Raw genomic sequence first — 19,278 nt, forward strand, 5'->3', positions numbered from 1 at the left:
CGCTCACCGGTCGCCGGCGTCCACGGTACTCGGTGCCGTTACGGCTGGTTCCTGACCGGGCGGTCGGCAGCGGGAAGGTCCGAACGAGGGCACCGCCAGGACGTTGCCACAGCCGACGGCAGCCATCGCGGTGTCGTCCAGGACGATGTGCATGGCGTCGCTCGCCGGGCGGCCGCCCGGCGAGCCGGCGGTCCAGCTCGCTGCGAGATGGGCGAGACGACGTGGGTGAGCCCGAACGAGAACAACACCCAGGGCGCCCGGATCACGAACTGGCGCCGACTGATGCACGTCATGGACAACGACGCGTTCTACGTCGTCGCCTGACGGTCTGGCACGCTGGGCCGAACGGCATCATGGGACACCCCGCGAGCCGGGGACCCCCCTTGCGCGAGGAAACCATCGTGATCATCGCTGAGACCACCCTGACGCCGGAGACCGGCGAGTACGGCTACCTCCTCGCACTCGGCGAGGACTACGAATGGCCGCCCCAGTGGCCGTACGGCTGGTGGTGCGGGCCCATCGGCAGCGACTCGGCGCACATCCTCACCGACACCGATACCGGCACCATCACCATCACCGTCCAGATGCACGACGAGCCGCCCCCACCCGAGCCCGACCCGGCGTGGGGACCTGCGGAAGAGATGAGCCTGCACGCCATCGAGGACACTCCCGTCATCTACATCCTCGGCAGCGGCGACTTCGAAGAAGCCGAACCCGAAGACGGCCCGCTCCAACTGCCCACCAGCCAGGTACCGGCATGGATCAGAATGCGCCTGTACTGCCACACCGCAGACCCCGAGCCCGGCGTCGGCGAACGCCGCGATCGCCACCTGATCCAGTTGTGGGCCGCCCCGCAGAAGCCGCCAGTGCACCCGGAGCTGACCGAATCCGATCTCACCCAGCGCCGCTCATACAAGGAGGACTTCGACCAGAGCGCCGGCGCCTGGCGGCAGTAACACGCGTCAACGGGCCCTGCACGCCGCGCCGGGACCGCCGACGCGCCTGGTCGAGGCTCACCGCGCCCGCAACCGGCAGCCTCAACCGGCAGCCGTAGCCGGCCTGCCGGTCCGGCCTTGCTCCAGGTGATCTCACTTGCTCAATGCACGCGAGCCGCAGCCTGAATCAGGCGCCGTGGCTACGGGCCGGACGTCACGACGTGACGCGCCACGGGTGTGGAGGCGGCCTCGCCGCCCGGCGACGCGTGGCAGCGGTGTCCGAGCCCGTTTCCCCGTTCATGACCGCTCTTCTGTGTGCTTGCCCGGGGCGTCAGTGATCCGGACCTCCACGTCCCTCGGCTGCTGGAGATCGCCGTTGACCGGGAGGATGTCCTGCGGACAGGCGGACAGCACGACCACCACATCCGTGAGCGCCCGCAGGAGCACCGAGTCGCCCGGACGGCTGACCGGCGCGCTGAACACGATGTCACCGTCCGAATTGACGGGCATATTCATGAACAAATTGAGTGGAGCGGGCACCGGGATCAGGAGGTCCGGGAGGCCGGAGTCGGCGAGGGCTCGGTGGTAGTTGTCATTGCAGTTGTCGTGGTGGCCTGTGTGTCCCAGTTGCCGGTACCGGACGGGGTCACAGGCCGGGATCAAGGTGTCGTGCACGCCCAGCGAGGTGTCCTCGGCGATGCGCAGGACGGGCCTGCGCCGGTCGTGGACCAGCTTGTCACCGGTCTTCACCATCAGGCGGCCGAGCACGGGGCGCGTGTGCGCCATCGAAAGCCCGTGCTGCGGTTCCTGCCTCGCTACGGCCCAGGTGTCGACCACCTGGCTCCCGCACGTGTTGATCACACGCAGTGTTCCGCCCCGCCGTACCTGGAAAGCCGCTCCCGTGCGTGCGGCCGGCGTCATCGTCACAGCCATGATCTCTCCTTGGTGTTCAGACCGACGCGCCTACGTTCAGCGCGGCCAAGAAGACCACCCTGGTGGTAGCCGGTGACAACGCCGGCTCCCCACACGCCAAGGCCGAAGACCTCGGCATCCGCATCGCCACCCCCGACGAGCTCTCCGTCCTCGTCGCCGACTGCCTCACCTGACGCCGCGCGGCAGGAAGTCGACCCCGATTCTTCCGGGTGGCAGGGGGCGTGTGTCATCGTGAAGCGTCCGGCCCGCAGCTCTCCCCCGTAGCGACGGGCCGGACACCACGACCGGTCCCGCAATGACACGCTCCAGAGCTCCGGCGGCGGCCGGGAGAGGAAGGCCGCTGCGGTCGCTGACGACTCCGGAGCTGTCCCCGTGGGGGCGGGGACGACTCAACGCCCTCGCTGCGCAGTGCGGTCACCGACTTGCCGAAGTCGCGCGGGCTCAGTCCGGTGAACGGGGCTACCCAGAACGGCTCGGACACCGTGGTCACACCAGCCACAGCGAGAGCATCTCACCGTGACCCAGTAGTGACGAAACGACGCTTAGTTGATGATTTCGGCACGGTCATGCAGACGGATCGCGGCCAGCCGGTCTCGCCACATCTGGAGAGCTTCGGGTGTCTGTCGCGTCCAGTCGGTGACCTCGCCAACGATCCGGAGCGGTTCCCTGCTGCGATAGGAGCGAGTGGGATTTCCAGGGAACTTCTTGTCGGTGACGTTTGGATCGTTCTCGAACGCTCCGGTCGGTTCGACGACATACACCCGCGGGGCCCCGTCACCGACGGCAAGCTCGGCGGCGAGTCCCGCGCCGTCGCGCAACGCAGTGAAGTAGATGTGGTTCATCACGATTTCGGGCCGGTAGTTGGAACGGAAACCGGCGGTGAGGTGATCTCCGACCCGCAGCTCGGCCTTCGTGCCGTGAAAGAACGGTCCTTCGTCCAACGCCTCGTTCATCGCCACAGGTTACGACACCTGCTTGCCCGCCCCCAGCCGTCTGCCGAGTGAAGAGCCCCGGACAGGAGCGCTGGATCCACTCCGCCGTCGCCAAAGGCCCCGCTGCGTGCGAGCACCCGCCGCGTCACAGGGCGGCGCGGCGGCGGGTACCGAGGGGCCGCCGTGGTGCCGGCGGCACCGGGCTCGTGCCGAGCACGCCACGGGCCCGTAGCTCTTCCAGGTCGGGCAGACGGACGCCAGGGAGGACATCGAGCAGGTGCGTGGACGCGCGTGTTCTGAGGGCCGACGCCAAGGGTACGGTTCGGCGACGACCTCACCGTCTCGACCCGGTACGACGCCTGCCCGGTCGCTCCGGCCGGGCAGGTCTGTACCCGGTCCCGCAGCGCTGATCTCGGGCACATACGGTCGCTGTACTGGCGGCGTCCGACCTGGCCCGCGTTCGAGCAGCTGGGGCCACCGGACGCCGCGTTCGCCGCAGCGCAGGTGCGGTAACGGGCTCGGTGGCATCCTCTACGCCCTGTCCGGTTGCCGGTTAGGAATGCAGTTCGATCTTCACTACTGCCGGGCAGTAGCTCGTACTGGGCCTCCACTGCCCCTCGGCTGCGTGAGCCTGGCCGTTGGCCAGCACCACAGTGCCGGCGATCATCGAGCCGACCATGGCAGCTCGCACCGCGGGCCGCCCCGATTTCCACTTCATGAGAGTGCTTCCCCCTCTGATGGCAGCCCTGGCTGGGCCGTTGTCAGTTCCGCACGACAGCTTGTCTGTGCGCGGTAAGCAGGCGTCCATCGCGAATCTGAGGTCGGCAACGCATCGTGTGGAGTGTCCGGTTGCACAGTGAAGGAGGGGTTCCGGTGCTGCTCTGCACAGGGAACCTCTCGGCCGTTCAGCAGCCGCTCATCGCCGCTCGGTGGTATTCGGTGAGGAGGGACGGGCGGCCGTCCGGGCCGGTACGGCGGGGCAGGCTCGGCCGGACGTAGGACACCAGCAGGTGGGCGTCCGAGATCACGAGATGTCCGCCAGGGCGCAGGACACGCGCGAACTCGGCCAGCACGGGGGCCAGTTCGGAGACGTGTGTCAGGGCGAGTGCACAGACGACGGTGGCGACCGTGCTGTCGGGAAGCGGCAGCCGGTGCAGGTCGGCCTCGTGGAACTCTACGTCTGGCAGACGTTTGCGGGCCTGGGCAAGCATGTCCGGTGAAACGTCGACGCCGATCACGTGGTGGCCGAGTTCATGCAGGTAGGTGCTGTGGCGGCCGGTGCCGCAGGCCGCGTCCAGTGCCGTGCCGACGGGCAGGTTGTCCAGGATGTGTCGGACAACGGGCTGCTCGATGTCGATCATCTGATTGCCGGGGGGCGTCATAGTGCGGCGCCCAGGTTTGGTAGACGTCGGCCGTGCTGATCGTGCCCGGACTCGCCATGACTCCCTCAGCACGCGCGAGGGCGGGCGCGCCCAGCAGGGCCCGAATCTCGGCGATCCGGGCCTGGACGAACTCCCGGTCGGCGCTTCCCTCCCTGAAGCCGCAGCGCAAAGCGGCGCCCTCGATGCCCAGCAGATAGCCCAGGGGGCTCAGATAGATCACCCCACGGACGGTACGGACAGGCGCTCCGACTGCTCCACCGGTCTTCCGGCGCTTCGGGCCGTCAACAGCGGGACCAGATCACCCGCGACCACAGACGAATGAAGCCAGATCAGCCGAGACGCGGACCGGATCGCTGAAGACGGGACACAGGACGCGCTGTCCTGTGACACTGAGCCTTGAGCGTGTGCCAACGAAGTCTGTTCGGCGGCCCCATTGACTCTTCGGCTGAACTGCCGCTCGATGACGGTCACTGCGGCGTGGTTGCTGCCTGCGACAGGCAGCAACCAGCTGTCCGATACCGCCCGCATTGGCTCCTCTGCCGAGCGGTTCAGGATCACTTGGTGCGGTAGACGGCGCCCTCCCAGTCGACGCCGTACGAGCACTCGGCCTTGGCGTAGCCATAGCGCCAGGCACTGGTGTTCCGCTGTCCGTCTACGCAGGTGATCGTGATTTGCACGTAGACGCCGGGACACTTCGCGTGGGCCCGGCCGGCGCCGCCGGGCCCGGCGTTGTCGAACCACGTGCTGCAATTGGCGGCGGCCGCCGCGGGGGTCACAACGGCAGCGGTTCCAGTACCGGAGGCGGGTGCGGCAGTCGCGGACGGCGCGGCAACGAAGAGACTGGTGGCGAGGCCGGCCGAGGCGGCCCCGAAAGCAACCAGCGTGCATGCTTTCACGTGCGATCCTTTCTCCTGGACTCAGATGCTCATTGCCCTCCTAGCATGGTCTGCGCACCGGCGGGATTCAGCGACTTCACCCCAGACGTCCGAAAAGCACAGCTACGGCGACTTCATGAGGCGTAGCGTTTCCAATCGGTCCACGGATGAAGGACCACCACTCTCACCACACTCCCGAGCGCGACGTCCTGGCCTACAGCCGAACGGACGGTGCTCGCAGGCGATGGGGACCGTGGGACCGCGCCCCTGACCGACGTGCTGGACTCTACGAGTCGAACCAGCGGTACGGATGGGCGTGCCTGCGCCTGCGCGCCAGTCCTGGTAAGCGGTACGGCGCTGTTCGGGTGTCGTCAGGGACTCCTCGTGGGCGAGCCAGTCGAGGTACCACTCCGCAAAGCTCGCCGCTTGGCGGTCATCCTTCAACAGCGGGTTCAGGCGATCGCATGTCGCCCGCCCGCCGAACCACATGGTCCCTCGCATGGGCCCGCTGACCACGAGAAGCGTGCAGAGGCCGCAGCCGTCGTCGCGGAGAAAGACGGCCCCGGTGGTTCGAGCGGCTTCGGTCGCATCCGCGGCCCCTCGCCAAGCTTCGTGTCCAGCTTGGTAATTCGCATCGGAGACATGGTTCTCCCGCTTCGGCTCCCTCTCCCAGACATCTTCGCTCGCCGCCGGTGCGGTGTCATGGTCGGAGAAGGGGGCATGCAGCTTCGCATCGTCCGTATGCCCAGCGCCGGCCCAGTCCCAGCGTGCGCCGTCGAACCGCAGCGTCCGCACATGGCCGCCGACGCTGACATGAAGTCGGTTGACCGACTACGCACCTCGTCGGCTCGGCCCCCACGCCTCGGGGGCCGTTGCAACACCGCGGCGATGAAGATCACGTTCTACGGTTGGAGCCCGGCTCGTCCAACGGCCACTCATTCCCGACGAACTCGGTGTCGGCTACAAGACCTTCGGCACCCTTCAGACGGGAGTGGATCAGCCGCCAGGGTTCCGTACGCTCAAACCTGGATCGGTTCGCTTGTACCGACGCCATGGCCTCCTTCTGACCGAATCCGGACAAGCCGCAAACAACCTGCTGCGCGACGCGGCTGCCCGTCCTGCCGGCACCATCACCTCACCGACGCCCGCAGCGATATTCACGCTGACCCGGTTGCCTGCTCCTCGCTACGGCGATCAAAGCGCGGAACTTCTCTCCGGCGGCGATGGCACCGTTGCCGACCCGATACTCATCGCGCGCTACGGCGCCAACCTGACGGCTCTCACCATCAACACTCCCTACAACCGCGATGGCGTGGTCTCCGCCGCTGCCAAGGCCGCTGACAGGCGCTTCATCACGGCGCGGGCCGAGATCGGGCTCACGACCGGGAAGCGGGGGTGGCCCCGGGACGCCGTAGCGCCCGGGACCGCCCCGCCGAAGCGAGTCGCGGCTCAGCTGTGGTCGTAGGTGACCGAGAAGTTCTCCCCGCCGCTCAGCGAGGAGGTGGTGGCCTTGGTGGTGCTGCCCGACGCCATATTGATCCTGTCGGGCGAGTAGTTGCCGATCGCCTGGCCGTTGGCGGTGGCGTCGGTGAAGCTCGCGGTGCCGAAGTTCGACAGCGGGAGCACGCCGGAAGAGCTGGACGGCGCCTCGGCTATGACCTCGGCGGACGCGTTGGACAGGCCGCTCTCCGTCTTGGTCGTGGTCTTCGTCCACCCCTTGGTGGTGTCCGTGAGGGTGAGCGTGTACTTGGTGCCGCTGCGGGTGACGGTGGAGGTGAAGTGGTCACCGGCGCTGACCGAGTTGCTGTAGTTGACGGGGTACGCCGGGTACATCTCGTACCAGGACGAGTAGACCGCCCGGCCGCTGGAGCAGTCGGCCTCGGTGCCCGTCTGCTCCACGGAGTTGCTGCCGTCGCCGTCGATGCCGATCCAGAACGACGAATACGTGGTCGATCTGGTGCAGCTGACGGCCGGCTGCACCCAGCTGGCGGAGACGCTGGTGAACGTCGTACCGGTCGCGGCGTAGCCGGCCCAGTTGGAGCTGGTGCTGTTCCTGGTGCCACCGACCAATTGGTGGCTGCTGATGTGACCGCTGACCGGGGTCATGCGCAGCACCGGCGCAACGACGGCGGCGGGGGAGGTCGCCAGCGCCGACACGACGGCGGCGGCTACGGCTGTGGCTGCGGTGAGGCGGATCGTGGCAGACATGCTGCTCCTTCTCGCGGGACTCGCGGTGCAGACCTAACTGGCGGCCACCAGCGGGGGAAAACGTGCGCCCGTGATTGTCAGTGTGCAGTCAACAAGCGTCGTTGCCACCCGGCTTCCGGCATCTCACAGCAAAGGACCTGCCAAGTACCCTCTACAAAAGGCGTGTTGAAGGCGATACCGACCAGCTGTCAGGGGCCGGAATCCCGCTCGCAGCCGTCGTACAGCCCCTCCGCCTCTCGGCTGAAGACCGTCTGGCGAAGTCCTCCTGCCCCTGGCGCTCGCGTTCGTCGGTTTCGGCCCGCGCTTGTGCTGCGACGGCCGGCTCTGGCAGTCCTCGCGCAGATCAGGGTGGGACTCTCACGGCCGGCTCCAGTCCTAGGAGTCGACGGACTTCCACCGGCCGTGGGTGAGCTTCTGGCCGCAGCCCGCACACACCGGCCACCGCGTGCACCGGGCATTCCTCGCCCCGGTGCGCGTAGCTCCGGGAGGGCGTCGACATCACCGGCGAGCGCGGCGTGGAAGCCGTGTGGTTCGCCGACACCCGCGGCTCACAGGTCGAGATCGTGCAGAACATCGGCCAGGCACCGCGGCACAACCGCGACGGCAGCTCGAAGACCGCCCACATCATCGTGCCCGTCTTCTCCCAGCCCGGAGAAGACCCCAAGGACATGGTCGCCTCCGCCAGCTTCCGCCTCCTCATAGCCGTATTGCAGGGCCTGCGCTGCCACCACGAACGCCTCGTCGAACAACTCGCCTCCCGCGCTCTGCCCCGCAGCAAGCACGAACGGCAGGTACAGGTGCAGCGTGACGAGGAGGGCCGGATCGTCGCGGCCAGGAGCGAAGGCGACGACCAGGAGCAGGACGTGCAGGCTGCTGCCACGTCGGCACTGCTCCACTTCTCCTCCCCGCACGACGCGGCGATGGTCGCCGCGTTCCTGCGCACCCGGGTCTACCGGCCGGAATCCCTGGTCTGGCTGGAGGGCTACGAGCCCCTGCTCCGCCGGCGCACCGAGACCAGATCACCTGCCTGCACGCCGTCCCCTACGACCACGCCGTCCCCCACGACACGGAAGTCGAAGTCGGCGTCACGATGACTTCACGAACCCGCGGGGAAGATGACCGCCACCGGTCCGGAGTTCGCAATCGAGTGCCGGGGCTGCGCGTGGTTAGGGCCTGGTCGCGAACACCATGCCGATGTCGCCGGCCTGCTGCACCGCGTCCTGCTCGGTGCTGACCGTGAAGCCGTGCGTGAGGAAGACTTCGCAGACCGTGTCGCGGTTCTGTCGCCAACGCTCCACCTCGACGACGGCTTGGCGGACCAGCGGCCAATGCCGTTCCTCGATGCCTCTGAGTACATCGAGTTCGGCGCCCTCCACATCGACCTTGAGCAGGTCGATGTGGTCAATGCCCTGCTCGTCGAGCGCTGATGACAAGGGCCTGACCTTCGCCCGGTGCGTCTCAAGCCGCCGCATCACCCGCAGCTTGCGGCTGACGAGAGGAGTGAGGATGGGAGCGGGTAGGCGGCGCAGGACCGGTCCCAGGCCCCCCTGACGGATCATTTCGACAACGCTGGCGGTGACCCGCCGCCGCTCTGCCTCGATGTTCCCCTGATCCCGCGAGGAGGATGAGAAGATCGTGGCGGCCGGAACGTAGCTGAAATCGAGCTCGTCGTCACGGGACGCCAGGCCGTAAGGGAGCACGGTCAGACGCCCGTTGAAGAATTCACGAGCATTGCGTTCGAGTATCGCATGGAGCGGCGGCACCGGCTCGAAGGCGTAGATCCGCACATCCCCGTCCAACCGCTCGTAGACGGCCGCCGAGAACACACCGATGTTGGCGCCCACGTCGAGTACCGTCGCGCCGGGCATGCACTCGACGCCGCGGGTGAAGTAGCCGCCCACCTCCTCGCGCAGGAAGGACGCTTCCCAATGATTGATACTGTGCAGTTCAATCGCATCCATGGCCATGACAAGTCATTATCAGGGTCGGAGCCAACAATCCAGCCCTCACGCTTCACTTCGGCCCTGCCCCAGCTCCACAGGGTCTGGCATCGGCCCACTTCTCATGACGAGCAACAGTCAAGAGCTGTGGATGAATTGGTCGAGCGCATCCCACCAACCAGGCCAGGAGTGAGGTCCGTGGGCCGTGGATGGTCGGCGCCGCTCGTGCGGTGCCGATGTCGCCGCTGATCTCGGTGTCGGTGCTGTGCAGCCGCATCGCGGGAGCGTCGTCGCTTGCGCTGAAGGACGCCATACCCGGCCGAGCGTGTCCCGGACGAAGCCGGTTGGCCACTGGGCGGGCGTGTAGTCGGCGTTCAGGTCGACGTGATGAACCAGCACCTCGCACAACCGGGAATCGGCGACACGCACGGCGGCACGCTCCTGGCCGCGCGTCCAGCGAACCATCCGGTTCCACGCCTCGGGCGGCATCTTGCGGCACTCCGCGACGAACCGGACGGCGGCACTGCGCAGGTCGGCCACGAGCTCGGCGGTACTACCGCCCGCTCCTGCCTCGATCGCTCCTCCGGAGCGGCCAGACTCGGATAGCTGTCCGCGTTCGAAGCGGGCTCCTGCGCGGACGAGGGCGATGCGGTGGGACGCGTTCACGGCCCGCCACGCCGCTGGGCACACTCGACGAGCTGAAGACCATGGCCAAGGCGGCGGTGCGGGAGCCGGCGCCTCGGATGACCTTGGTCCGCAGGCGGACGGCAGAGAACGTCGACCTGGACGTCCTGCACCATGGTGCGACCCTGTTCGGCGGGATCCGTGCCCCCTTGGCACTCGGGACGTTCCCGCGTGCGTTCACCCACGGCCACGTACTCCGACTCCATGCCGTGCACCGCAGGTTCTTGGCGGCGCTGGCCACGCACACCTCGCTGCTTCCCGCCGCCGACGAGAAGGCATTCACCTATGTCGACTCCACACACAAACGCGTCTACGGCCGCACCAAGCAGGGTGCGGAGTACGGCCGGTTCAAGGGCTTGCGTCCCGCGTTGCCGCCACGACGCATCCCGTCGGCAGCAGCCGCAGTTGTCGCTCGCCCGCCATCGCGCAACGCTTGGCAGCAGCCGGTACCCACCGGAGCAGGCCCGTCAACGGCCGTTCACCATGCCCGGGAGAATCCAGGCTCCGAGCTGCCAAGGCGGGTGAGCGGCCTACCGCTTGCCGGGCCCGGCACATCGTCGGCGCCTCCGTCGGCCAGGGAGCCCGGTCGGGCCCGGCGCGAGCCCGGCCAGGTGATGGCCAATGAGTTCGAGCGAGAGAGTCGTCCCCCCCTACACCGACGGCCCCGCCGCGATCTGGGTGGTGAAGGAGAACCAGGCGGCCACAGGGAAGGTGAGGACCGGACCGTTCTCGGTTTTCCGCACCGCGAACGTTCACCCTCCGGCCGGATTCGGCGTCAACTACCCTCCATTTGAGCTGAGTTGAATTGCCGTCCACAGTGTGGAGCCAGTTGCATTCCAGGCGAAGAGGTCCTCGGTTCGGCGGCGGAAGTCCCCACCACCGTAAACGCGGCGAGGGCCGTCGGCGGGGACGCGGCAACCGCCCTCATCCACACGAACGACGCGTCCCGCGCCGGCTCGCGCCCCGCCCCGCCGGCCTCGTCCTGCGCCGACTCACCCACCTGATAGCTGACCTGGGGCTTCGGTCCCAGTACACGACCGGTGGTCCACCTGAACCGCCGAGGGTCCTCGATGAGGCCGAATACGCCCGTCGCCGCGGCGGCTGCCGCGGCACTCGTCCAGGCATCGGTCCTCCTGGACCCGGACGTCGGGCCCAGGAGGACCAGGAACCTGGCCCGCAGCCGGGACACCTCATCAGCCTTGACGACGTCTTCACTGACCCGGGCGGCCTGATCGCTTTGCGCGGACAACGTGTGCTGACATGCCGCACATGGCGTAATGGGGCGCTCAAGCGGCTTTTCAGGTCATCTTGTGCGAAGGCGGTAAAGGGCGCGGGTGGCGGGAAGGAGGTGGCGAGGCGAGTCATGGCCGAGGAGAGCGTGGACCGGTCCGAGGGGTTCGGCGAGCGGCTGCTCGGCCTGCTGCTGGACCGGGCACGGCTGATGCCGCCGCAGCTGATCGCCCCGTTGATCGCAGAGGAAGTGACCAAGATCGGCGGCCGTGACGTCTCCATCCTGCTCCAGGACTACGCACAGGAGCTGCTGGTACCGCTGCCGGGCAGGAAGCTGCACGTCGGCCAGCCGCAGCCGGTAGCCGACTCCCCCGCCGGCCGGGCCTTCCTGCGCGCGGACCTCGTCGAGGTACCGCAGGACCACGGCGGCGTGCGGATGTATCTGCCGCTGCTGGACGGCAGCGACCAGGTCGGGGTGATGGCCCTGACACTGGATATCGTCCGCGACGACGACCGGCGCCTGCTGCGCCGGCTCGCCGGCCTGGTCGCCGACATGCTCGTCACCAAGAACGCCTACACCGACCTGTTCTTCATGGCCCGGCGCAGGGAGCCGATGAGCGTGTCCGCGGAGATCCAGTGGAGCCTGTTGCCGCCCCTGTCGATGACCGTGCCGCAGGTCGAAGTGGCCGGCGCCCTGGAACCCGCCTACCGCGCCGCCGGCGACAGCTTCGACTACGCCCTCAACGACAGCATCCTGCACGCAGCAGTGATCGACGCCATGGGCCACGGCCTGGACGCCGCCGCGATGGCGACCATCGCCATCGGCGCCTACCGGCATGCCCGGCGCGTGTTCGTCAGCCTGGCCGAGAAGTACACGTTCATGGACGACGCCGTCTCCCGGCAGTTCGGGCCCGACCACTTCGTCACCGCCCAGCTGATGCACCTCAACATCGCCACCGGTGAGCTGGAGCTGGTCAACGCGGGCCACCCCGCGCCACTGCTGATCCGCGATGGCCGGGTCTTGCGACAGTTGGAGAGCGCCACAACGCTGCCCGTCGGCCTGGGCGGTGAACAGCCCCGGATCAGACAACACCTGCTCCAGCCGGGCGACCGGGTGCTGTGCTACACCGACGGCATCATCGAGGAACACGTCGCCGGCGAGGAGCCGTTCGGCGAAGAACGACTCATCCAGTGCGTCAACCGCCTGGCGGAGCAGTCATCAAACGTCCGGGCGGACCTGACCTGGCTCTCTCACACACTGAAGGCGGAACGGGGCGGACGCACCACCGACGACGCCACCCTGTTCATGATCGAGTGGCACGGAGGCGTCGCCGACCACCTCGCACTCCTTGACTGAACAACCTCGCCCTCAACCGAACCCACACCGGAAACGGACAAACACCGTGCCCTCCATGGTCGGTTGGTCGTCGGCCGAGCATGGGGAGTGCGTGGTGGGGATGGATCGTGCCCGATGGGCTATGGGAGATCGCCAGACCTTTGCTGCCGTCGGCGCGAGTACGGCCGCAGGGCGGCGGGGTAGCGAACATCGATGTCGAGGCGGTGTTCGCGGCCATCATCTACGTCCTGGTCAGCGGCTGTGCCTGGCGGGCTCTGCCGCCGTGTTTCGGGGCGTCGACGTCCACGGTGCACCGCCGGTTCCTGATCTGGTTCGGCCTCAGCCAGGACTGGCAGCGGTGGCGAGGGACAGGTGGACGTCGTGGAGGGCAGCGGTGCTGACGACCGCAACCGTCTCGGGGCACAGGCACCTGCAGCATCAGGAAGCCTCGGCGGCCTGGCCCTGCCGGATGCCGTCGAGCAAGCCCTGGTGGTACACCACGCGGTCCGGGACAGCAGCGCGGGGCCAGCGGGTTCGATCGCCCGCTCCCTCGGTGGACGGCTTCGTGGACACCTTGCCTGGTACACCCTTACCGGGAGTCCCGCGCCCGTCCCGGGCGGCGGCCTCACCGGCGTTACGGCACAGGCACCCGCAGCCCCCGCAGCACGACAGACCGACCAGGCCTCCTGCACCAAGGGATTTCGATGATCCGGGCCGGCTCGTTCCCCGGGCGCCTCGCCAAGGCTCCCGCCACGGAGACCGGCCCGACCCCGCCGGGCCACAGCCCGGCCTCACGCGACAGTTCATCAACACTCTCGCCTGCCGACCGCCCCCTGATCCCAGGCCCAGGATCAGCGCGCGAAGGACGCATGGTAGCTCCGCGTCACGGGGCTGAACACCGCCGACTCGGCCCCGTAGCCCGCTCTCGGCTGCTCGCTTCACACCGCCGCCCGGCGGGCTGGGCCGCCAGGCCGCCAGGCCGCCAGGCCGAGCTTGCTCCGCGCAGTGGTCCAGTCGGTGACGTTGACATTCTGCGCGGCCTTCAGAGATCGTTTTCTCCCGATGTTTCATCCCGGAATTGGTGTTTGATCCCGTGGTGCCGGGTCGCGCCAGGAGATGGCGGCTTCGCCGGTGAGGCGGCGGGCCATCAGGTCGGTCATGGCGAGGTGGATCATGACTTCGGAGCGGGCGGGCAGCGTCTCGTAGTCGCGCGCGAGGCGGCGGTGGAACATCAGCCATCCGCAGGTCCGCTCGACGATCCAGCGCTTGGGCCGCGGGGTGAATCCCCTGGTCCCGGGGTGCGTTGGACGATTTCCATGTCGATGCCGAGGGTGGCGGCGCGCTCGACGAGGTGCCGGCGGTAGCCGCCGTCGACCCAGACCTTGCGGCTGGTGGGATGAGCGGCCGCCACCTGGTCGACCAGGTGGGTTCCGGCAGCGGAGCCCTGCACGCTCACGGCCGTGACCAGCACCGCGAGCAGCAGTCCGAGCGTGTCGGTGACGATGCTCCGTTTGCGTCCCACGATCTTTTTCGCCGCATCGGTGCCCTGTCCGGCGGCCGGGACGCTGGTGGAGGTCTTCACGCTCTGGGCGTCGATGACGCACGCGGACGGCTCCGCACCCTTGCCCTCCTGCTGTCGTAACAGCCTGCGCAGTACGCCGGTGAGCTGGGCGAACACGCCGGCCTTCTGCCACTTGGCGAAGTAGCCGTAACACGTCTCCCAGGGCGGGAAGTCGTGCGGCAGGTAGCGCCACTGCACCCCGGGGTCCACGTACAGGATCGCGTTCATGATCTCGCGCAGGTCATGCTCGGGCCGGCGGCCGATGTTCAGCGCACACCGGCGCCGCTCGGCCCGAAAGGCACTGAGCACCGGCTCGACCAACTCCCAGCGGGCATCGGACAGATCACTGGGATACGCATGACGTTCGGCCATGACCCGGACATACCGCCGACCGGCGGCATGCGCCCAGGCGTGAACCGAGAACGGCGGGAGCACCACCACGCGACGGGCGTCGTGGGATGAGACAGGCGCAAGCCACACCTCGCCCCAGCCGTCACCCCATCCGGCGCATGTGCCGCAACCACTCCACCAGACCCGCCGAGACGCCAACCGCCGGTCGAAAAGACCAGGCCAAAGAACGCATCACAGGTGAAAACGACCTCCCAGAAACTGTGCCTGAGGCTTGCATGACAGTGGGATGGTATTTCGGGTGAGCGATCTATGCTGGTCGGGAGCAGCACAGGGGGAGGGGACAGCGGATGGACTGGCTCTGGTGGGTTCTCATCGTCTTTTGGACGGGTGGCTTCGCGTGGGCAGCTGACAACGTCCGCACCGCACTGCGTAATCGGCATGAGCGCAAGTTGCAGTTGCTGGAGGCGGCGAAACAGGAACGCTTGGCCGTCGAAGCAGCGAACAAGCCTCCGGAGCCAGTGTGCGGATGCACGCACCATCTCGCCAAACACGACAAGCAGGGCCAGTGTCACGAGCGCATCGAGGTGCCAGTGGCCTGGGATGAGAACAAGAAGCCGCTGCGTTACGAGGCTGGTCAGTGCAACTGCCAGCAGTACGTGGGACCGCAGCCTCTGTCTCAGGTGTTCGCGGAGGACCTGACAGATCTCGCCTGACCAGGACGGCGAGGTCACCCTCTGTACATGGCACTAGGGACGGTTGATCGGCAGTGCGATGAGGGATTCCCTGGGGCCTCTTCGCTCCCTACGGTGGCCGCACGGGCAGGGACGGGGTGCTCCGGCCGGGGCTGGTCGTGGTCACGGACGACGACGCGGGGCCGCGGTTGTGCCGTGGGTGCGGTGGTCCGCTGATGCCGTCGGCGAAGGCGATGGCCGTGTTCTGTTCGACCGGCTGTCGTTCGCGGCATCGGCGGCGGAGGCCGCTGCCACAAACACGCCTGGCACAAGCGGCGCACTGGGCGGCGCGGGGTGTGAGACCGGGCAACTGGCGGGCATGGAGTCGCTAGAGCGGGCCGGCACGCCCCTACCCGGCCTCCTCGCCCACCGCGGCACGCCTGATCGTGGCGCGGTTCACCAAGGGCCAGTGTCAGCCGCGTCCGGACCGCCCCCGGTGCACCAGTTCCCGTGCGAGCGCCCGCGACGTGGGCTCTCCTCCGCGAGAACTCCGCGACCTGCAAGTCCGCGTCCACACCGAGCACCAGACACCCGAGTGGAGGGCACCACCAACGAGTTCGCCCACGGGACACGGCATGTGCCGCTGCCGCCAGGCAGGCAGACAGACGGACGGACGGGCTGTCCCCACGACATCTTGATAGGCCGGATGCCGCGGCGTTTCCCGTCAGCAGCGCGCAGGGGTCTGCGCGGTTCCGTCCGGCTCGGCGTGCGTCGAGGTCTGCGGGGCCAGGCAGGCGTGGTGCCCTGACTGGCCCCGGCGTGTCAGTTCTCCAGGCGCCAGTGCTGGTTCGCACCGCCCGTGCAACTCCACAGCTGGACTTTCGTACCGTTCGCGGTCCCCTGGCCGTTGGCGTCCAGGCAGAGCCCCGACTGCGCTGCGGTGATCGTTCCGTCGGGATTGACGTCCCATTGCTGGTCCGACTGCCCGGTGCAGTCCCAGATCGCCGCGGGGGTGCCGTTGCCCGCGGACTGGCCGACGCCCAGGCACTTGTTGCCGTAGCCCATCAGCTGCTTCGCGGCGGCGTAGGTCCACCGTTGGTTGGAGCCGCCGTTGCAGTCCCACAGTTGTGCCTGCGTGCCGTTGGCCGTCGTGGAGTTGTTGATGTCGAGGCAGCGCCCCGACTGCCGGCCGACGATCTCCTGGTTGCCGGAGGGCGGCGGCTGGTTCGAGCCGAACTGTGTGAAGAACTGCCACACGGCTGCCGACGTCCAGGTGCGCCAGCCGTCACCGGTGGATCCGTCGATCGGACCGGGGTCGTGGCCCGCTCCGTCGAACGCGGCCCAGACCACGGGGTGTCCGGACTTGCATCCTGAGTAGCTGGTGATGATGTGCGTCAGGCTTCCGTACGCCGGCTCGGGCGGGTTCTGCGCGGTGCAGCCGTTCGCCCGGACGAAGGTGTCGCGCAGTTCCCGTCCCGACGAGATGGGCAGCACGTTGTCCCTGATGCCGTGCAGACCCATGTAGGCGATGGGCTGATTGCCGCCGTCGCACCCACTGAGGTTCGCGCCGGAGTACACCGCGACAGCGCGGAAGGCCGTCGCCCGGGAGCAGGCGAGGGCGTAGGACATCGCACCGCCGTAGCTGAAGCCGGCGGAGAACAACTGCGTGGTGTCGACGCACAGTCCTGCTTCGATCTGGCTGACCATGGCGTCGACGAAGGCGACATCCTGGCCGCCGGGGTTGGCCCAGCCGTTGCCGTTGCCCTGGGGGGCGACGAAGATCGTGCCGTTGTTCGCGTTGTCCGCCAGGCGCCGCAGGCCGTAGTAGGACCAGTTGTACCCGTCCGTTCCGCCCGAGTCGACGTCGTTGGCGGTCCCGCCCCGCCAGTGGAAACCGAAGACCAGCCGATAGGGATGGTTGATGTCGTAGCCGACGGGGACCCGCAGGATGTAACTGCGTGTCTGGCCGCCGCTCTGGATCGTGTGGGTGCCGCTTGTCAGCGTTGGAGCCTTGCCACAGCCGGCGGTCGCCCCGGCGGCGCCGGTGCCGGCCGACGCGGGCGCGCCGAGGCCGCTGCTGGACGAGGTGCCCGCAGCTGACAGGACGAGAAGTATCGCGGCCGCGATGGACATCAAGAGCGGTTTGCGTTTCATGCACTCCTTCTTCCCTGGTCGAGGAATGGGGACGGAGCGTCTGTCGCCGGGAGGTCACACACCGGTGATCGTCCACTCGTTGTTGGTGCTGGAGTTCGGAGTCCACATCACCGCCGTCGAGCCCGCCGCGGTGCTGCCGCTGCCGTCGAGCGCGGTGCCGGTGGCCCGGTTGACGATCCGGTAGCGGTCGCCGCCGAGGCTGCTCAGCGACCACTGCTGGTTGGTGCCGCCGTTCCAGGCCGCCTGCCGGGCGGGGGCACCGTTGGCGGAGTCGCCCCAGCTGTCGGCGGCCATGCCGTTGGTGCGGTTCATGATGCGGCAGTAGCCGTTGCCGAGGTCGATCAGCTGCCATTGCAGGTTGGCGCTGCCGTCGTAGTTCCACTGCTTGAGGTTGGAGCCGGAGGCGACGCCGCCTCCGCTGTCGAGCACCAGTCCACTGGTCACGTTGGCGATCTTCACCCAGGTCGTGGAGCCGCCCGGTGCGCCCAGGACGGGAATCTCACCGGAGAAGGTCAGTTTGACCGTGTACGCCAGGGCGTCGAACGGCGGGTTCGGCGAGGGCATGGCCAGGTGCAGGCCGGAGGCGTCCTGGGTCGGTGCGGGCAGGTCGACGTAGGTGCCGGCGGCGTTGTCGAGCAGTCGGACGCCGGTCAGGCTGCTGAGGTTGATCTGGTTCGAGCTCAGCGTGGTGACGGTCATGGTGCCGCCCTGCCAGCCCAGCGCGGTGACGTAGAGGACCTTGTTGTCCTGGCTTCGGGTGAACCTGATGTCCTGCGGTTTGCCGGCGACCGGTCCGCTGAACGCACCTCCCCCCATCTTGGTGGGGCCCTCGCCGTAACTCGTCCAGGAACGGGTGCCGTAAACCGCCTCTCCGAAGCGGCCGAGCCAGTCGCCCATGCCGAGCAGGATGGACTGCTGTCCGGAGGGGACGCTGCCGTCGGCCATCGGGGCGATGTTCAGCAGCATGGTGCCGCCCTTGCTGACCCGGTCGATCAGTGAGTGGAGCAGTGCCTGGGTGGAGTAGTAGCCGATGCCCGCCGTGTAGCACCAGCTGGAGGAGGAGATGCTGTCGTCGGTCAGCCAGTAGGGGGTGAGCAGTCCTGCCGGGCCGCCGCGCTCGAAGTCGAAGACCTCGCCCTTGTTGTCGAATCCGTCCTTGTAGGTGGCGACGACGTCCTTGTTCCAGGAGACGGCCCGGTTGTAGTAGTCCGCGAGGAACTGGAGCCGGTCCGATTCCTGCACCAGGTTGAGGTCGAAGTCCTGCCAGATCAGGTCCGGTTGGTAGCCGTCGACGACCTCGACCAGCTTGTCGTACCAGAGCTGGTTCTCGGCGGCCGGGCCCTGCTGGCCGAAGAGGACGCGCAGTGTCGGGTCCGACTGGTTCGGCACGTGGTCGTAGTAGCCGTTGAAGTGGTAGGCGTGGTGGAGCGAAGCCATGAACTTCAGCCCCTGCCCGCGGATGGCCTGCGCGTGCAGCCCCACGAGGTCGAGCATGGGACCGCGCCGAGCGGAGTTCCACGGGTTGGAGCGGCTGTTCCACATGGAGAAGCCGTCGTGGTGCTCGGCGACCGGGCCGGCGAACCTCGCGCCCGCGGCCTTGAACAGCTGCGCCCAGGCGTTCGGGTCCCAGTTGCCGCCCCGGGATGCGAGCTTGGGCGCGAACTGCACGTGGTTGCCGGCCTTGTCACGGGCTCCGTCGATGAAGTTGTTGTACGGCCATACCGAGGGGTCGCCGTAGGTGGCGATGTGGTGCTGGTTCTCGGCCGAGCCGCTGATGTACATGTTGCGCGGATACCACTCGTTGCCGAACGCGGGCACGCTGAAGACGCCCCAGTGGTAGTAGATGCCGAATTTGGCGTCCTGGAACCAGGCCGGGGCGGGAGGGTGCTGGTCCACGGAGGACCAGCTCGCGGTGTAGTTCGCCGGGCCGTCGGTCGCGGCGACCCCGGGAGCGAACCGCAGCATGCCGAAGGCCGTGGCCGCGCCGGTCGCCGCCAGCAGCCGGCGTCGGCTGATCGGGAGGAAGGAGGAAGTCATGCGGAGCCTCTCAGCGTCATCCACGGGGTGGGTAATCTCGGCCGTCACC

13 protein-coding genes and 5 pseudogenes are annotated in these 19,278 nt (G+C 68.1%); 6 read left to right on the forward strand and 12 right to left on the reverse strand.

The genetic code is table 11. The annotated features are described in order from the left end of the window. The first annotated feature begins 401 nt into the window (after nucleotides 1-401). Nucleotides 402-956: a hypothetical protein gene (locus ACZ4MF_RS42455; RefSeq protein ID WP_467498878.1), complete on the forward strand. Its 555-nt coding sequence runs from the start codon at nucleotides 402-404 to the stop codon at nucleotides 954-956. A gap of 276 nt (nucleotides 957-1,232) precedes the next feature. Here ACZ4MF_RS42455 and ACZ4MF_RS42460 read toward each other — a convergent pair whose 3' ends face one another. The 5 genes and pseudogenes from ACZ4MF_RS42460 to ACZ4MF_RS42480 form a co-directional block, all read right to left on the reverse strand. Continuing rightward, nucleotides 1,233-1,868 carry a DUF1989 domain-containing protein gene (locus tag ACZ4MF_RS42460; RefSeq protein ID WP_467498880.1) on the reverse strand — a complete coding sequence of 212 codons (636 nt, stop codon included), beginning with the start codon at nucleotides 1,866-1,868 and terminating at the stop codon, nucleotides 1,233-1,235. Between the two features lie 385 nt (nucleotides 1,869-2,253). Further along, nucleotides 2,254-2,367: pseudogene (locus tag ACZ4MF_RS42465) on the reverse strand (IS5/IS1182 family transposase); the annotation flags it as partial. 43 nt (nucleotides 2,368-2,410) lie between these two features. Further along, nucleotides 2,411-2,821 carry an NAD(+)--rifampin ADP-ribosyltransferase gene (arr, locus tag ACZ4MF_RS42470; RefSeq protein ID WP_467498882.1) on the reverse strand — a complete coding sequence of 137 codons (411 nt, stop codon included), beginning with the start codon at nucleotides 2,819-2,821 and terminating at the stop codon, nucleotides 2,411-2,413. Nucleotides 2,822-3,705: 884 nt separating this feature from the next. Next, nucleotides 3,706-4,182 carry a class I SAM-dependent methyltransferase gene (locus tag ACZ4MF_RS42475; protein WP_467498884.1) on the reverse strand — a complete coding sequence of 159 codons (477 nt, stop codon included), beginning with the start codon at nucleotides 4,180-4,182 and terminating at the stop codon, nucleotides 3,706-3,708. Between the two features lie 554 nt (nucleotides 4,183-4,736). Then, nucleotides 4,737-5,078 (reverse strand): hypothetical protein, encoded by a 342-nt coding sequence (locus tag ACZ4MF_RS42480; protein ID WP_467498886.1) that lies wholly within the window; start codon nucleotides 5,076-5,078, stop codon nucleotides 4,737-4,739. A gap of 1,018 nt (nucleotides 5,079-6,096) precedes the next feature. On the opposite strand from ACZ4MF_RS42480, the gene ACZ4MF_RS42485 reads away from it, so the two are divergent. After that, entirely contained in the window at nucleotides 6,097-6,522 is a 426-nt protein-coding gene (locus ACZ4MF_RS42485) for a hypothetical protein (protein WP_467498888.1), read from the forward strand. On the opposite strand, the gene ACZ4MF_RS42490 is transcribed toward ACZ4MF_RS42485, so the two are convergent. Further along, the gene (locus ACZ4MF_RS42490; RefSeq protein ID WP_467498889.1) at nucleotides 6,507-7,265 is read right to left on the reverse strand and encodes a G1 family glutamic endopeptidase; all 759 of its coding nucleotides are present in this window, start codon (nucleotides 7,263-7,265) and stop codon (nucleotides 6,507-6,509) included. The two genes, ACZ4MF_RS42485 and ACZ4MF_RS42490, sit on opposite strands and share 16 nt — an antisense overlap. A 436-nt stretch (nucleotides 7,266-7,701) precedes the next feature. On the opposite strand from ACZ4MF_RS42490, the pseudogene ACZ4MF_RS42495 reads away from it, so the two are divergent. Next, nucleotides 7,702-8,355, forward strand: a pseudogene (locus ACZ4MF_RS42495) (DEAD/DEAH box helicase); the annotation flags it as partial. Between the two features lie 76 nt (nucleotides 8,356-8,431). Here the strand turns inward: ACZ4MF_RS42495 and ACZ4MF_RS42500 are convergent. The 3 genes and pseudogenes from ACZ4MF_RS42500 to ACZ4MF_RS42510 all read right to left on the reverse strand — a co-directional run. Next, entirely contained in the window at nucleotides 8,432-9,232 is an 801-nt protein-coding gene (locus ACZ4MF_RS42500; protein ID WP_467498891.1) for an FkbM family methyltransferase, read from the reverse strand. 111 nt (nucleotides 9,233-9,343) lie between these two features. Continuing rightward, the gene (locus ACZ4MF_RS42505; protein WP_467498930.1) at nucleotides 9,344-9,781 is read right to left on the reverse strand and encodes a maleylpyruvate isomerase N-terminal domain-containing protein; all 438 of its coding nucleotides are present in this window, start codon (nucleotides 9,779-9,781) and stop codon (nucleotides 9,344-9,346) included. Nucleotides 9,782-9,802: 21 nt separating this feature from the next. Then, nucleotides 9,803-9,986: pseudogene (locus ACZ4MF_RS42510) on the reverse strand (IS256 family transposase); the annotation flags it as partial. A gap of 1,266 nt (nucleotides 9,987-11,252) precedes the next feature. Here ACZ4MF_RS42510 and ACZ4MF_RS42515 point away from each other — a divergent pair. Further along, nucleotides 11,253-12,476: a PP2C family protein-serine/threonine phosphatase gene (locus ACZ4MF_RS42515; protein WP_467498892.1), complete on the forward strand. Its 1,224-nt coding sequence runs from the start codon at nucleotides 11,253-11,255 to the stop codon at nucleotides 12,474-12,476. Nucleotides 12,477-12,556: 80 nt separating this feature from the next. Further along, nucleotides 12,557-12,787 (forward strand): annotated as a pseudogene (locus ACZ4MF_RS42520) (transposase); the annotation flags it as partial. 735 nt (nucleotides 12,788-13,522) lie between these two features. Here ACZ4MF_RS42520 and ACZ4MF_RS42525 read toward each other — a convergent pair. Beyond that, nucleotides 13,523-14,388 (reverse strand): annotated as a pseudogene (locus ACZ4MF_RS42525) (IS5 family transposase). A 326-nt stretch (nucleotides 14,389-14,714) separates the two neighbouring features. Between ACZ4MF_RS42525 and ACZ4MF_RS42530 the strand changes: the two are divergent. Beyond that, nucleotides 14,715-15,080, forward strand: a complete 366-nt coding sequence (locus ACZ4MF_RS42530) for a hypothetical protein (RefSeq protein ID WP_467498894.1) — start codon at nucleotides 14,715-14,717, stop codon at nucleotides 15,078-15,080. 780 nt (nucleotides 15,081-15,860) lie between these two features. Here the strand turns inward: ACZ4MF_RS42530 and ACZ4MF_RS42535 are convergent. Further along, entirely contained in the window at nucleotides 15,861-17,171 is a 1,311-nt protein-coding gene (locus ACZ4MF_RS42535) for a ricin-type beta-trefoil lectin domain protein (RefSeq protein WP_467498932.1), read from the reverse strand. A 75-nt stretch (nucleotides 17,172-17,246) separates the two neighbouring features. Then, the gene (locus ACZ4MF_RS42540) at nucleotides 17,247-19,229 is read right to left on the reverse strand and encodes an alpha-L-fucosidase (RefSeq protein WP_467498896.1); all 1,983 of its coding nucleotides are present in this window, start codon (nucleotides 19,227-19,229) and stop codon (nucleotides 17,247-17,249) included. Nucleotides 19,230-19,278 lie beyond the last annotated feature (49 nt).

Source organism: Streptomyces sp. NPDC025793 (assembly GCF_055558375.1).